This is a genomic window from Luteibacter sp. GL_149, from assembly GCF_057834065.1.
Genome location: NZ_CM174395.1, coordinates 1,270,387 through 1,284,486 on the forward strand (window position 1 = coordinate 1,270,387; position 14,100 = coordinate 1,284,486).

General features: G+C 63.5%; 12 protein-coding genes. 9 read left to right on the top strand and 3 right to left on the bottom strand.

The window, feature by feature from the left end:
- The 6 genes from rlmH (at nt 1) to AC3IR3_RS05690 (ending at nt 8,127) form a co-directional block, all read left to right on the top strand.
- A complete protein-coding gene (rlmH, locus tag AC3IR3_RS05665) occupies nt 1–471 on the top strand; it encodes a 23S rRNA (pseudouridine(1915)-N(3))-methyltransferase RlmH (protein ID WP_132147318.1) in 471 nt (156 codons plus the stop codon).
- A gap of 10 nt (nt 472–481) precedes the next feature.
- Nucleotides 482–1,039 carry a Maf family protein gene (locus AC3IR3_RS05670; protein ID WP_489195996.1) on the top strand — a complete coding sequence of 186 codons (558 nt, stop codon included), beginning with the start codon at nt 482–484 and terminating at the stop codon, nt 1,037–1,039.
- A 162-nt stretch (nt 1,040–1,201) separates the two neighbouring features.
- The gene (gene rng / locus AC3IR3_RS05675) at nt 1,202–2,686 is read left to right on the top strand and encodes a ribonuclease G (RefSeq protein WP_489195997.1); all 1,485 of its coding nucleotides are present in this window, start codon (nt 1,202–1,204) and stop codon (nt 2,684–2,686) included.
- A 33-nt stretch (nt 2,687–2,719) separates the two neighbouring features.
- The gene (locus AC3IR3_RS05680; RefSeq protein ID WP_489195998.1) at nt 2,720–6,568 is read left to right on the top strand and encodes a YhdP family protein; all 3,849 of its coding nucleotides are present in this window, start codon (nt 2,720–2,722) and stop codon (nt 6,566–6,568) included.
- A gap of 7 nt (nt 6,569–6,575) precedes the next feature.
- Complete coding sequence (locus AC3IR3_RS05685; RefSeq protein WP_489195999.1) at nt 6,576–7,073, top strand: M48 metallopeptidase family protein; 498 nt, start codon at nt 6,576–6,578, stop codon at nt 7,071–7,073.
- Between the two features lie 97 nt (nt 7,074–7,170).
- A complete protein-coding gene (locus AC3IR3_RS05690) occupies nt 7,171–8,127 on the top strand; it encodes an RDD family protein (RefSeq protein ID WP_489196000.1) in 957 nt (318 codons plus the stop codon).
- Between the two features lie 51 nt (nt 8,128–8,178).
- On the opposite strand, the gene AC3IR3_RS05695 is transcribed toward AC3IR3_RS05690, so the two are convergent.
- The gene (locus AC3IR3_RS05695; protein ID WP_489196001.1) at nt 8,179–9,384 is read right to left on the bottom strand and encodes a sterol desaturase family protein; all 1,206 of its coding nucleotides are present in this window, start codon (nt 9,382–9,384) and stop codon (nt 8,179–8,181) included.
- Nucleotides 9,385–9,561: 177 nt separating this feature from the next.
- Between AC3IR3_RS05695 and tldD the strand changes: the two genes are divergently transcribed.
- A complete protein-coding gene (tldD, locus tag AC3IR3_RS05700) occupies nt 9,562–11,001 on the top strand; it encodes a metalloprotease TldD (RefSeq protein WP_132147355.1) in 1,440 nt (479 codons plus the stop codon).
- A gap of 64 nt (nt 11,002–11,065) precedes the next feature.
- Here tldD and yjgA read toward each other — a convergent pair whose 3' ends face one another.
- Both yjgA and AC3IR3_RS05710 read right to left on the bottom strand, forming a co-directional pair.
- Complete coding sequence (gene yjgA, locus AC3IR3_RS05705) at nt 11,066–11,644, bottom strand: ribosome biogenesis factor YjgA (RefSeq protein ID WP_489196002.1); 579 nt, start codon at nt 11,642–11,644, stop codon at nt 11,066–11,068.
- A complete protein-coding gene (locus tag AC3IR3_RS05710) occupies nt 11,641–11,892 on the bottom strand; it encodes a DUF1653 domain-containing protein (RefSeq protein WP_489196003.1) in 252 nt (83 codons plus the stop codon). Before AC3IR3_RS05710 ends, yjgA begins: the two co-directional genes overlap by 4 nt.
- A 122-nt stretch (nt 11,893–12,014) precedes the next feature.
- On the opposite strand from AC3IR3_RS05710, the gene pmbA reads away from it, so the two are divergent.
- Nucleotides 12,015–13,364: a metalloprotease PmbA gene (pmbA, locus tag AC3IR3_RS05715; protein ID WP_489196004.1), complete on the top strand. Its 1,350-nt coding sequence runs from the start codon at nt 12,015–12,017 to the stop codon at nt 13,362–13,364.
- Nucleotides 13,365–13,572: 208 nt separating this feature from the next.
- Nucleotides 13,573–13,968 (top strand): DUF4870 domain-containing protein, encoded by a 396-nt coding sequence (locus tag AC3IR3_RS05720; protein ID WP_132147367.1) that lies wholly within the window; start codon nt 13,573–13,575, stop codon nt 13,966–13,968.
- The last annotated feature ends 132 nt before the right edge of the window (nt 13,969–14,100 follow it).

Below are 14,100 nucleotides of genomic sequence, written 5' to 3' on the forward strand. Positions count from 1 at the left end.
ATGCGCGCGCGCCTGATCGCCGTGGGCGAGCGCATGCCCGCCTGGGTCGCGGAAGGCTTCGCCGAATATCGCAAGCGGCTTTCGCATGAACTGCCGCTCGAACTCACGGAGATCAAGCCCGGCACGCGTGGCAAGGGCCGCGACGACGCACGGGCTACGCTCGACGAAGGCGCCGCTATCCTGGCGACGCTTCCTCGCGATATCCATGTCGTCGCGCTCGACGGGCGCGGCCGTACCTGGTCGAGCGAAGACCTGGCGCGCCAGTTGGAACAATGGCGTATGTCCGGTCGCGATATCGCTTTTCTCATTGGCGGGCCCGATGGGCACGCGCCCGACGTCCTGGCGCGTGCCGATCAGAGCTGGTCGCTGGGACCGTTGACGCTGCCGCACATGCTGGTCCGCCTCGTGCTGGCCGAACAGCTCTACCGCGCCACGACATTGCTGGCCGGTCATCCCTATCACCGCGCCTGAAGGTTCCGACATGGTCTATCTCGCCTCGCAGTCGCCGCGTCGCCGCCAACTGCTGGAGCAGATCGGCGTCGATCACCGGACGCTGGATGTCGACGTCGAGGAGGTCCGGGCCCCCGGCGAGTCGCCCGACGACTACGTTTCGCGCGTAGCCCGGGACAAAGCCCGGGCCGGCTTTGCCCTCGTTCGGGACGAGGTCGGCGCCATCGTGCTGGGCGCCGATACCGAAGTCGTGCTGGACGACGAAGTGCTCGGCAAGCCGGCCGTGGAAGCCGATGCCATCGCGATGCTCCGGCGCCTGTCTGGCCGGGAGCACCGCGTGCTGTCGGTGGTCTGGGCCGTTGCAGGCTCGGGCGAGACGACCACGCGCTCGATATCGCTCGTGCGCTTCGCCCCGCTGACCGATGGCGCCATCGCGGCCTACGTCGCCACGGGCGAATGCTTCGGCAAGGCCGGTGCCTACGCGATTCAGGGCAGGGCGGCTGCATTCATTGAAAATCTGACTGGCAGCTACTCGGGCGTCATGGGTCTGCCGCTGTTCGAAACGGCTCGCCTCCTGGCAGATCATTAAAGTCATGCTGGACGATATTTCGGCGAAGTTCGCCGATGTTGAGTCCGAAAGGAACCCCGGGGCCGCCATTCGGTCCAACTGTTCGTTCCCCACTTTTCGCCGCCGTCGACAGGTCGGCGAGCCACGGGCTATAAAGTCCTACATTGCAGGGGAAGGATACCGGTGAGCGAGGAAATTCTGATCAATGTCACGCCGCGTGAGACGCGAGTGGCCGTCGTCGAAAATGGCATGCTTCAGGAAGTCCATGTTGAGCGCGCTTCAAAGCGCGGCTATGTGGGCAACGTCTACAAAGGTCGCGTGCAACGGGTCATGCCGGGCATGCAGGCGGTCTTCGTCGAGATAGGGCTGGAGCGCGCGGCGTTCCTGCACGCCTCGGACATCGTGCGTGCACCGTTGCCGCCCACGGCGGAGCATCCGGAAGGCAGTGCGCCCTCCGGCCCCGTGCCTTCCATCAGCGAGCTGGTGCATGAAGGTCAGGAAATTGTTGTCCAGGTCGTGAAGGATCCGATCGGTAGCAAGGGCGCGCGTCTTTCCAGCCATCTTTCCATTCCGTCGCGCTATCTGGTGCTGCTGCCGCATTCGCGCACGCTGGGCGTGTCCGTGCGCATCGAGGAAGAGGCCGAGCGCCAGCGACTGAAAGACATCATCACGCCGCTGATTGGCGAGAACCCCCTGGGCTACATCGTGCGCACCAACGCCGAAGGCCAGTCGGAGGAATCGCTTGCGTTCGATGTGACCTACCTCGGCAAGGTCTGGCGCGTGGTGCAGGAGAACATCGCCAAGGCGAAAGTCGGCGAGCGTGTGTACGAGGAGCTGTCGCTGCCATTGCGTTCGTTGCGCGACTCGCTGAACGACGGCATCGAGAAAGTGCGCATCGATTCACGGGAAACCTACGAGAAAGTCGTCAAATTCGTCCATAAGTTCATGCCGGTGCTTTCCGACCGTATAGAACATTACGCAGGCGAGCGTCCGATCTTCGATCTCTACGGTGTGGAGGACGAAATCCAGCGCGCGTTGCGCAAGGAAGTGCCGCTGAAGTCGGGCGGCTACCTGATCGTCGACCAGACCGAAGCGATGACGACCATCGACGTCAACACCGGCGGTTACCTCGGTAGCCGCAATCTGGAAGAAACCGTCTACCGGACCAATCTGGAAGCGGCGCAGTCGGCCGCGCGGCAGCTTCGTCTGCGCAACCTCGGCGGCATCATCATCATCGACTTCATCGATATGATCGACGACGAGCACAAGCGCCAGGTGCTGCGCATGCTGGAAAAAGGGTTGGTAAAAGACCACGCCAAGACAACCGTTTATCCGATGTCCGCGTTAGGACTGGTCGAGATGACCCGCAAACGCACGACCGAAAGTCTCGAACGGCAGTTGTGCGAGCCCTGTCCGGCCTGCAGCGGCCGGGGCACGCTGAAGACGGCGGAAACCGTCATCTATGAGATTTTTCGCGAGATTACGCGGGCCGTCCGGCAGTTCAATGCACAGAAGCTGCTCGTCATGGCCAGTCCCAAGGTCGTCGGACGCATTCTGGAAGAGGAATCGACGGCGGTGGCCGAGCTTGAAGAATTCATTGCCAAAAGCATCCGTTTCCAGGCGGAAGAGCATTACTCGCAGGAACAATTCGATGTCGTTCTACTCTGATACCGGCGGCTCACGCCACCGGAACGCGACCCGGTGACGCCAGTCTGGCGCCATCGCCTGCGACGCCTGCGCTTCTTCCTCATCGGTCTGGTGGCGAGCGTGCTGGTCGCGCTCGGGCTGGTCATGGCGCTCGGCCAGCTGCTGTTACCGCTGGCCGCGCGTTATCCCGATCGCATCGCGGCGCTGCTTAGCGAGAAACTGCAACGTCCGGTGACTTTTGCGTCGCTGGAGGGTTTCTGGCGGCCGTCCGGCCCGTTGTTCGTCATGCGCGACGTTACGGTGGCACCGGCCGAGGGCGGCGAACCGCTGCATTTGCCGCGCGCGGAGATGAAGCTCGATTTCGGCGGACTGATCCTGCCGTCGCGACACCTGCTTAATCTGCGGCTGAGCGATCTGCGTCTGGCCCTCCGTCGCGATGTCGACGGACGCTGGAGCATCGAAGGCTTCGGCGCGGGCGGCGGCACGCAAAAAATATCGCTGGGGAATCTCTCGGCGGACCTGTGGCTGAACAATCTGCGCCTGGATATCACCGACGGTCGCGACGGCAAGGTATACGAACTGATCGCCGACCAGCTCCGCGTGAGCAAGCAGGGTCACGCCATTCGCCTTGGCGCGATACTCAGGCGCAACAATGTCTCTGGCGTGCTGCGCGCGTCGGGCGCGTTCGCTGAGGATGGTTCCAGCGGACGGGTGTACTTCAGTGGCAAGGACATCGACTTCGCCGCACTGACTGGCGACGTCGTCGTGAACGATTATGCGTTGGCCGGCGGCCGCGGCAGTTTCGAACTGTGGCTGGACTGGCGCGACGCGCACGTGGTGCGCAACGTAACGCGCATCGATATGGATCAGTTCGCTATCCGGGGTCCCGCACGCACGGTGGCAGTCGCGGGTCTGCACGGGCTGATCGACTTCCATCGCACGGCGGATGGCCAGCGTATCGACTGGGCCGGCAACGATGGCAGCGATCTGGCCGTGTCGCTGAGCACGCATGGCGATAATTCGGAGGGCACGCTTGTGGCCCGGTCCCTCGACCTTACGCCGCTGCTGCCCTGGGCCGGTGTTTTGCCGCAGATATCGCCCGCACTGGCCCGCTGGCTCGGCGAGGGTAAGCCGCGTGGTCGACTGGACGACGTGCGGGCCGAATGGGACTCGCAGGGTGGCGTGCGGATTGCCCAGGCAAAGTTCTCCGGCCTCGGTATCGACATGGTCGGCAAACTCCCTGGCATTTCGCATCTGGACGGCGAGATAGTCGGCGATCGCGAGGCGCTGACCCTGCACCTGCCCACGCAGGCGACGACACTCGATTTCTCCGGCGTCTTCCGCAAGCCGTTCGCGATGTCGTCGCTGGGGGGTGATATCGCGGCGTGGCAGGACGACGATGGCTGGCATATCGGCGTCGATCCGCTGGATTTCCGCGGCGAGGGCTTCGGCGGGCAGGCGCGCGGCGAGATCGCGTTGCTCGCCAACGATGGCGGCCCGTTCCTCGACATGTATGTCGCGCTCGGCCGTGGCGACGTGCCGTCGGCCAAGCTCTTCTGGCCCATGCATTCGATGTCCGAGGGGACGGTGCACTGGCTCGATCGGGGACTGGTATCGGGCACCATCGAGAGCGGCGATGCGCTGGTGCGCGGTAACCTGCGCGACTGGCCGTTCCGCAATAACGAAGGGCGCTTCGAAGGGCGCGCGGTTATCGACGACATGGTGCTCGATTACGGCACGGGCTGGCCGAAGGCCGAAGGCGTGACGGCGGTGGCCAGCTTCGTCAACAACGGCATGTTTATCGACGCGTCCGAAGGGCATTCGCTGGGCAATGCCGTCAGTCGTGCCACGGCGGCAATTCCCGATTTCGCCGATGGCGTGCTCGACCTCAACGTGAGCGGCGCGGGCACTGGCGGCAGTTTTCTGGATTTTGTAAAACAGAGTCCTGTCGGCAGCAACAGCGCGGATGCGATCGGCAAAATGAAGCTCGGCGGCACCGGCGACTTCGGTTTCCGATTGCTGATGCCGTTGAAGGATGCAAAAGATTTCACGCTCGACGGCAAGGCATCGATCAAGGACGCCGATCTCGTCGCCGACGAATGGAAGCTGAAGCTCGACAAGATCACCGGTCCGATGGTGTTCGACGGCAAGGGCCTGAAAGCGGGGCCGTTGAAGACGGCGTTCCGTGGTCAGCCGGCGCAGCTGGACTTGTCGATTGCTGGTGCGACCGCCGATCCGAACAAGATCATTTCGGCTTCGCTCACGGGTGCCTTCACGGTCGGCGAGCTGGTTTCCGGTTACGACAATCTCTCGTGGCTGAACGATATCGCCAAGGGACGCGGTACGTTCGCGGTGGGTTTCGATATTACGCGCGGCGCGTCGAACGCGGATGCAACGCAGGCGCTGCGGATCGACTCGGATCTTCGCGGCGTGGAACTGACGATGCCGGTACCGGTGAAGAAGGCGGCGAACGTCGCTACACCGCTCAGCATCAGCGTCGGACTTCCGGTCGATGGCGCGCGTCTGGACCTGGCGCTGGGCGATGTCGTTCGCGGACGTCTTCGTCTGCCGAAAAACAAAGAACCGCTTGCCGCCGCGTTCAACCTCGGCAGTGCCGTGCCGGCCGTGATGCCCGCGAAGGGCTATCTCATCGGTGGACATACGCCGAAACTCGATGTTTCCGGCTGGGTGCAATACGTCGTGGGCGCTTCCACGGCAGGTAGCGACAGCCCGGGCCTGACTGGTCTCGACATTCAGGCCGATGCTGGCGAAGTTTTCGGTCAGCACTTCAGCAACATGCATCTCACGGCCGCGCCAGGGCCGGAGCAACTTCAGATCCGCGTCGATAGCGACGGTCTCGTCGGCGAGCTTCGCGTACCGAACGAAGACCTCAGGCGTCGCGGCATTACCGCGCGGCTGGATCGTCTGTACTGGGCATCCACCGACGACGATGCGGCTGCGAAAGCCAAGATCGCGGCGGCTTCCGCAACGGCACCGGCCACACCGGCGACGAAGACGCCGGATAAATCGCAGACCGTGCAGAACAGTGTGGCCAGCGTGAATCCGGCCAGCTTGCCGCCGCTGCATCTGCAGATCAGCGACATGCGTCTGGGTAACGCGAAACTCGGTGAGGCCCGGCTGGAAACCTGGCCCACCGACGAAGGTATGCATATCGACCAGTTGCGTGCGCAGTCGAAGAACGTGCAGATCACGGCGGGCGGCGACTGGAATGGCAACGAGACGCGCAGCCGGACCCATCTGAAGATGGACTTCGCCAGCGAGGATGTCGCGCGCATGCTCGACGCGCTGGGATTCGCGGGCATCTTCGAGGGCGGACGTACCGAGGCGCGACTCGACGCCACCTGGCCCGGCGGACCCTCCGAGCTGGCGCTGGCAAACATGGACGGCACGCTGCGTGTCGACGTAAGCAAGGGACGCATTCTGGAAGTGCAGCCCGGCGTAGGCCGGCTATTCGGCCTGATTTCCGTGACGGACTTGCCGCGACGACTGTCGCTCGACTTCGGCGATGTCGTGGGCAAGGGCTTCGGTTTCGATTCGATCACCGGCGATTTTCGTTTCGCCGATGGCAATGCCACGACGAGCAATCTCGTCATTCGCGGTCCGGCCGCGGAAATTTCCATCACGGGTCGCGCAGGCCTGAAAGCGCGCGATTACGATCAGCAGGTCTTTGTCGTTCCCCATGTCGGGAACAGCCTGCCGGTGTTCGGTGCGATCGCCGGCGGTCCCGTGGGTGCCGCTGCGGGTCTTGCCGTGCAGGGTATCCTTGGCAGGGGGCTCAACAAAGCGGCACGCAAGCACTACCACGTGACCGGCACGTGGGATAAACCCGTGTTCACGCCTGTGGATAAGGGGCAGGCGTCCCCGGACGCATCGGATATTTAAGCTTCCCATGCAGACACTGACCTATCTGCAAGGCTATCCCGAACGCCTGCTCACTCAGGTGCGTTCGTTGATCGAAACGAATCAGTTGGGCGACTATCTCGATCGCAGGTATCCGCGGCGTCACGAGGTGCAGAGCGACAAGGCGCTGTATGCCTATGTGGCCGAACGAAAGCAGGCATATCTGCGCAACGCGCCCGGCATCGACAAGGTGCTGTACGACGCGAAGCTCGACGTGGTGCATCGTACGCTCGGCCTGCATACGGCGGTGTCGCGGATCCACGGCGGGCGACTGAAAGCGAAGAAGGAAATTCGTGTCGCATCGGTGTTCCGCGAAGCGGCGCCGGAGTTTCTCGAGATGATCGTCGTGCATGAGCTGGCGCATCTGAAGGAGCTGGATCATAACAAGGCGTTCTATCAGCTGTGCGAGCACATGTTGCCGGACTATCACCAGATCGAGCTGGATCTGCGGCTGTTCCTGACGTGGCGCTCGCTGCGGGAAAGCTAAGAGCGCGATCGTTCGCGTTCGTCGAAAACCGACTACTCGACCGCGCGTGATGGGCGATACGCCTGCATAATCCTCCAGCAAACCAAGGGGAGGGAGCATGAGTATTCAGGAGGCGGGAAACACCCGCATGTTGCACGATGACGTTGCCGGATTCTGGCGACGCTGGGGGTCGATGGCGGTCGATGGCATCGTGCTGGGTGTTGCCGGAGCGGTCCTCGGCGCGGTCGGTTTCGAGGCGCTTTCGTGGATGGGAGTGTGGGGTCGCCTGTTCGGATTCGTGGTCGCGGGCATCTATTTTGTTCTGATGGACAGCCGTATTGGCGGCGGAGCAAGCATCGGTAAGCGCGCCCTCGGTATTCGTGTGGTCGATGCTGCCGGGCAGCTCGTGTCTCCATGGCGTGCCGCAGTGCGATATGCGGTCTTTGGCGTGCCGTTTTTTCTCAATGGTGCGCAGATAGGCGGTCCGGCAACGATGTCTTGGATGATTTATCCGCTCTCGGTCGTCGTGTTCGGCCTGAGTCTCGGCATGGCTTATACGATGATTTTCAATCGCCGGACCCGGCAGGGCCTGCACGACCTTGCCGCCGGGACCTTTGTCGTCCGCCGCGAAGAGGTCGGCCTCTCGCTCGATGTACGCGTATGGCGCGGGCACTTGGTCGTGGCCGGTGTTCTCGCGCTGGTTACCCTGATAGCTCCACCGGTCGCGCAACGGCTGATGCGCGGGTATGAGACAGGCGGCATGAAGTACGACTTTGACGGGATGATCCGTGCGCAGACCGCGATCGTCGCGCTACCTCGGGTACGAGGCGCGACACTTCAGGAAAGTCTGACGCCGCACGTGCTGAGTGCCGGCGTGATGGTAGGGAGCGGCGACTGGAACGATCCGCAACTTGCGAGGCAGGTGGCGCTCGAGCTTATCGATCGCATCGACAAGGGTGCCGATGCCGACAGGGTCGCGGTAAGAATGGTCTACGGGTTCGATATCGGCTTCGCGAGTGCCTGGAAAGTACAGGTCTTCGCACACACGCCTTCGGAATGGCGGGCCGGCCCCTGAGACTTCCCGCGCTCCCATGGGAGCGCGGGATCGGGCTGTCTGGACGGAGGGCTACGCAACGTCCTTCTTCGCCCGCCGGAACGGAAACATCTGCTGCTTCACGAACCCGTCTGGCATGTAATCGCCCACGACGCCGTATTTCTCCGGAAACTTCTTCGTCGACTTCACCGCGGTACCGAACAGGTAATCGAGGAACGCGTAATGCGCCGCGTAGTTCTTGTCGATGGCCTCGTCATCCGATGCGTGATGCCAGTGGTGAAAGTCTGGCGTGACGACGATGTACTTCAGCGGTCCCCACGGCAGATGCACGTTGGCGTGATTGAAGACGGCCTGGAAGCCGACCACGATGATGTACGCATTCATCACGGCCTCGCTGAAACCGAGGACGTACAGCGGTGCAAGCACGAGCACGCGGGTGACGATGAGTTCCAGCATGTGCTGGCGCGAACCGGCCAGCCAGTCCATCGTTTTCACGCTGTGATGCACGGAGTGGAATCGCCAGAAGAACGGTATCTCGTGATACGCGCGGTGTGTCCAGTACTGCGAGAGATCGGCCACCAGAATGCACAGCAGCAGCTGTGGTACGAAATGGATATTGCGCACGAACTGCTGGAAGTCGCTGTTCGTCAGCCAGCCGAAGGCGTGGTGGATAAGGAAGTTCACGACCAGCAGCGCGAGACCCACGATGAAGTGGTTCACCGCGAAATGCTTCATGTCCGTCTGCCACTCGAAGCGGAAGATGGACTGCCCTTTGTACAGGGGGAACAGTTTCTCGATAACGACAAAGATTAGCGTCGATCCGAGCAGGTCGAGGATGAACCAGTCCAGGCCGATATACGGGGTATGCTCGGGGAAGGTGCCGACCGGTACGCGGGATCCGCCGAAGGCGACGGCAATCACGACGATGGCGAAAACGCCGATGTTGAGATTGCGCTGGCGATTCAGGATGACGTTGGCGAGCGACATGCCGCCGGAAATCAGCAGCGCGCCGAGTAGCAGCTGGCGCAGCACGTCGACCGAATACTTCGCGCGAAGCTGCGGCGTCGTCAGGTATTCCGGGTAGTGGAAGGCGGCGACCGCAAGCAGTGCGAGGATGGCCAGCGATAACGCGATGGCGGTGCTGACCATCGCCTTGCCTGGCTTCAGTTCGCCGCTGCGGCCGAGGAGGCCGCGGGTTTCCTCGACGACGGCACCCGCGCGTGCCACGGGCGCGACGGCCACCCGCCTGGCGAAGTCCCGTTTCTTTCCCTTGCTCATGTTCCTTCCTTCCCCAATGGTGATCGAGGCGCCGGAATATGCCGGTGCCCGTGGCCGCATGTTAGCGTCATGGCGCCCCAAGGGCGCATCGCGTTCGCCCACGGGGGCTCGCGGGGTTTAAGCTCATGCCCTTCGCCCCCAACTCGGGGACTTCCGGACTCAACTGGCTTTGTCTCGATGGATTCCCTGATTTCGCTCGCCGAACGCCGTCTTCTCACCCCGGGTGGCCTGGCCGCCAACGATCTCGACCGCGTGTTTTCCCAGTTGATGGGCCCGTCGATCGATGCGGCGGACATCTATTTCCAGCATTCGCGCAGCGAATCCTGGGTGCTGGAAGAGGGCATCGTGAAGGAAGGTTCGCATTCGATCGAGCAGGGCGTGGGCGTGCGCGCCATGTCGGGCGAGAAGACCGGTTTTTCCTATTCCGACGACATCGTCCTGCCGCAGCTGCTGGAAGCGTCGCGCGCGGCCCGCGCTATCGCCCAGGGCGGCGCGGGTGCCGGCCAGCCGCTGGCACTGCGTAGCGGTCGGGGCCTGTATCCAGCCATCGATCCGGTCGAAAGCCTGCCGAACGAAGACAAGGTGACGCTGCTGCGCGAGGTCGATGCCTATGCCCGTTCCCGGGACCCGCGCGTGAAGCAGGTCGTGGTGAGCCTTGCCGCGACCATGGACACGATTCTCATCGCGGCATCCGATGGCACGCTGGCCGCCGACGTGCGGCCGCTGGTGCGGCTGAACGTGCAGGTGATCGTCGAGCAGGGTGGCCGGCGCGAGCAGGGCCATTCGGGCGGCGGCGGCCGCTACGGCTACCGCGAACTGATCGAGAACGGCCGCGCGCAGGCCTTCGCGGCCGAAGCCGTGCGTCAGGCGCTGGTTAACCTGGAAGCCGTCGACGCGCCGGCCGGCAGCATGCCGGTCGTACTCGGTCCCGGCTGGCCGGGCGTGCTGCTGCATGAGGCGATCGGTCACGGTCTGGAAGGCGATTTCAATCGCAAGGGCAGCTCGGCATTCGCCGGCCGTATCGGTCAGCGTGTGGCGGCCGAAGGCGTGACCGTGGTCGACGACGGTACGCTGCCGGGTCGTCGCGGTTCGCTGTCCATCGACGACGAGGGTACGCCCACCGAATGCACGACGCTGATCGAGAACGGCATCCTGAAGGGCTATATGCAGGACAAGCTCAACGCACGGCTGATGGGCACGAAGTCCACGGGTAACGGCCGGCGCGAGTCGTTCGCGCAGTTGCCCATGCCGCGCATGACCAATACCTACATGCTCGCGGGCGAGCGCGATCCGGAAGAGATCATCCGTTCGGTGAAGAAAGGCTTGTATGCCGTCAATTTCGGCGGTGGCCAGGTCGACATCACCAATGGCAAGTTCGTGTTCTCCGCCAGTGAGGCCTACCTGATCGAGGACGGCAAGATCACCCGCCCGGTGAAGGGCGCGACCCTGGTCGGCGCCGGTCCCGAAGTGCTGACCCGCGTGTCGATGATCGGCAACGATCTGAAGCTCGACGAAGGCGTGGGCGTGTGCGGCAAGGACGGGCAGAGCGTGCCCGTCGGCGTGGGGCAGCCGACACTGCGCGTGGATGCCATGACGGTGGGCGGTACGGCGGCCTGATCGCCGATCGGTAACAAGCGCGCTTTCGATCCCACAGGGATCGAAAGCGCGGCTGGGCCGGGCCTCAGTCCTGAGCTTTGTCTTCCGGGCCGTGGTCTTCCACGTCACCGTCCGCGCCTTCCTGCCCCTTCGCTTCCAGGTCCTTCAGGATCTGATAAAGCTCGCGGAACGCGTGCGGCGGCTTCGCCTTTTCCTTTTCGATACGCGCCTGCCGTATCAGCGAACGCATGTGCTGGCGATCCAGTTCCGGGTGCTGGTCGAACAGTTCGCCGAGGGCGACGTCGCCGTCTTCCATCAGGCGCTCGCGCCGGGCCTCGATGCGGTGCATGAAGGCGGCGTCCTCGCGCTGACGCTGGCGGTCTTCGCCCAGCGCGGCGCGGGCGTCGGTGAACGCTTCGTCGCCATGCTTGCGCATCTGCTTGGCGAGGAAGGCCAACTGTCGCTTGCGGGCGATGTGCGCGGTGATTTTCCGCGTGCGTGCGATTTCGTCGACGATGTCGTCCGGCAGATTGAGCTTGGGAATGCGGCTGGGCGGCAGCTCCATGAGCTGGCCGGCCAGCTTCAGGATGTCGAGCGCTTTGCGGCGATTTTCGCTGCGGCCGCGCCCGAGGTCTCGTCCTTCGTCGTACGTTTCGTTCGTCACAGCGTATTTCCAGTCAGTTCGGCGAAGCCGGGCGCGTCGCTTTCATAGGTAAAGCGGGGGATGACCTTGCCGTCGATCTCGACGGTTTCGGCGAACATTCCCGCGGGACGTACCCAGAGTCCGTGGTCGCCGTAGAGGGCCTGGTAGACCACCATTTCCTCCAGGTCTTCGCTATGCCGGGCCACGCCCAGCACGCGATAGGAATTGCCTTTGTAATGGCGGTAGAAGCCGCTGCGTACGGTCGTCAATGAAGGTTCCATGGCACCATGCGCGGCGCGGTTGCTTTTATTCGGGCCGCCAAGACCCCATTCTTGCGGTCGATGAGGCGTCGTAAGGACGCATTCTACCCGCCCCCCTTCAGGAAGCCCACGTGAGCGAAGTCGCAAGCATCGATACCAGTACGCAGGATCTCGACCGACTGGCCCAACTGGCCGAAGACGTGATCCGGCGCGCCCGAGCCGCCGGCGCGAGCCAGGCCGAGGTATCGGCAAGTATCGACGTCGGTCTGAACGTGAATGTGCGCCTGGGCGAGGTGGAAACCGTCGAACACACGCGCGACCGCGGATTCGGCCTCACGGTGTATTTCGGGAAGCGCAAGGGCTCGGCCAGCACCGCCGACCTGAACCCCGATTCGATCCAGGCCACGCTGGAGCAGGCCTGCGCCATCGCCCGCTTTACCGAGGAAGACCCCGATTCCGGTCTGGCCGACGCGGCGCGCATGGCGACCTCCCAGCCCGACCTCGACCTTTGGCATCCCTGGAACATCGACGTGGCGGACGCCATCGTCCTCGGCCGGGAGATCGAGGACGCCGGTCGCGACCGCCCGGGCATCGACAATTCCGACGGCGCCAGCGTGAATGCCGGCCGCAGCATTTCCGTCTATGCCAACTCGCATGGCTTCGTCGGCCGGGAGCGTGGCACCCGCCATTCGCTGTCCGTCGCTCTGATCGCCGAAGACGAGCAGGGCATGCAGCGCGACTACTGGTACGACAGCGTCCGCAACGCGGGCGATTTCATGCAGGCCGCCGCGATCGGTCGCAAAGCGGCGGAACGCACCCTGTCGCGCCTGGGCTCGCGCCGCCTTTCTACGCGCCAGAGTCCGGTGCTGTTCGCGCCGGAAGTCGCCCGTTCGGTGCTCGGTCACCTGCTTGGCGCGGTCAGTGGCGGTTCGCTGTACCGGCGTTCCAGCTTCCTGCTAGACCACGTCGGCAAGCAGATCATGCCTTCGTGGATGCGGATCGACGAAAAACCGTTGCTTCAGCGCGGCCTCGGTTCCTCGTCGTTCGATGCCGAAGGTGTCGCCACGCGCGAATCGCCTCTGATCGTCGATGGCGTGCTCCAGCGCTACATCCTCGGCAGCTATTCGGCCCGCAAGCTCGGGTTGGAATCCACGGGCAACGCCGGTGGCGTGCACAACCTTGTCGTGCGGTCTGGCGAAGACGACTTCGCGGGAATGCTGCGCCGGATGGGGACGGGCCTGCTCGTGACCGAGGTGATGGGGCAGGGCGTGTCCATCATCACGGGCGACTACTCGCGAGGCGCGGCGGGTTTCTGGGTCGAGAACGGCGAAATCGCCTACCCCGTCGAGGAGATCACCATCGCCGCCAACCTGCGCGACATGTACGCGAACCTGGTGGCGGTCGGCGCGGACGTCGACCCCCGCTCGCACATCCTGACGGGCTCGCTCCTGGTCGAGAAAATGACCATCGCTGGCGAATAGGTCGCGGCGACTGCCGCCCCCGGTTTTCGCCGGGGATAGCACCAGGGTGAAGGGTCGCCTCAGGCGGTCCGGGGGATTTTCCCTCTTCGTTGCCTTTTCGCCCGCGAAGCGGGTTCCCGCCAGGCCGGCCTCGTGCTGCGGATGTTCTTGACACGGCCCCTGCGACTCTCGAAAGTGTCTGCGAATCTATCAAGGGAGTCGCCGCACCATGAGTACGCCGTCCGACCAGATTCCACCGGCTCCACCCCCGTCCTACGACCCGCCGCCCGCGTCGGGCACGTCGACCGATGATCGCAATATCGCGATGCTGACCCATCTCTCGGGCATCATTTTCAGCATCATCGTTCCGCTGATCGTATGGCTGATCCATAAGGACCGCGCCGAAAAGGCGTACCTCGTCACCGAAGCGAAGGAAGCACTGAATTTCCAGATCACGGTCCTGATCGGTTATGTCATCTGCTGGGTTCTCACCTTTGTCGTCATCGGGGCCTTCCTGACGCCGCTGCTGTGGATCGCGAATCTTATTTTCTGCATCGTAGCCGCGATAAAAGTCAGTCAGACCGGAACCTACAAGTACCCGTTCGCCCTGCGACTGGTGGCCTGACCGTTTCAACGCTCCGACAAAAAGCCCGCTTCGGCGGGCTTTTTGCTATCTGCCTTTTGTGCAGGGATCGCGGTCAAGCCCGCTCCTACAGCTATGATGTCTTCTGCCGATATACAGGCAGGCCGTTCGGTT

What these genes read in the sequence shown, in the direction of transcription:
- rlmH (WP_132147318.1), top strand. Translation starts at nt 1, where the DNA reads ATGCGCGCGCGCCTGATCGCCGTGGGCGAGCGCATGCCCGCCTGGGTC.
- AC3IR3_RS05670 (WP_489195996.1), top strand. Translation starts at nt 482, where the DNA reads ATGGTCTATCTCGCCTCGCAGTCGCCGCGTCGCCGCCAACTGCTGGAG.
- AC3IR3_RS05685 (WP_489195999.1), top strand. Translation starts at nt 6,576, where the DNA reads ATGCAGACACTGACCTATCTGCAAGGCTATCCCGAACGCCTGCTCACT.
- AC3IR3_RS05690 (WP_489196000.1), top strand. Translation starts at nt 7,171, where the DNA reads ATGAGTATTCAGGAGGCGGGAAACACCCGCATGTTGCACGATGACGTT.
- AC3IR3_RS05695 (WP_489196001.1), bottom strand. Translation starts at nt 9,384, where the DNA reads ATGAGCAAGGGAAAGAAACGGGACTTCGCCAGGCGGGTGGCCGTCGCG.
- tldD (WP_132147355.1), top strand. Translation starts at nt 9,562, where the DNA reads ATGGATTCCCTGATTTCGCTCGCCGAACGCCGTCTTCTCACCCCGGGT.
- AC3IR3_RS05720 (WP_132147367.1), top strand. Translation starts at nt 13,573, where the DNA reads ATGAGTACGCCGTCCGACCAGATTCCACCGGCTCCACCCCCGTCCTAC.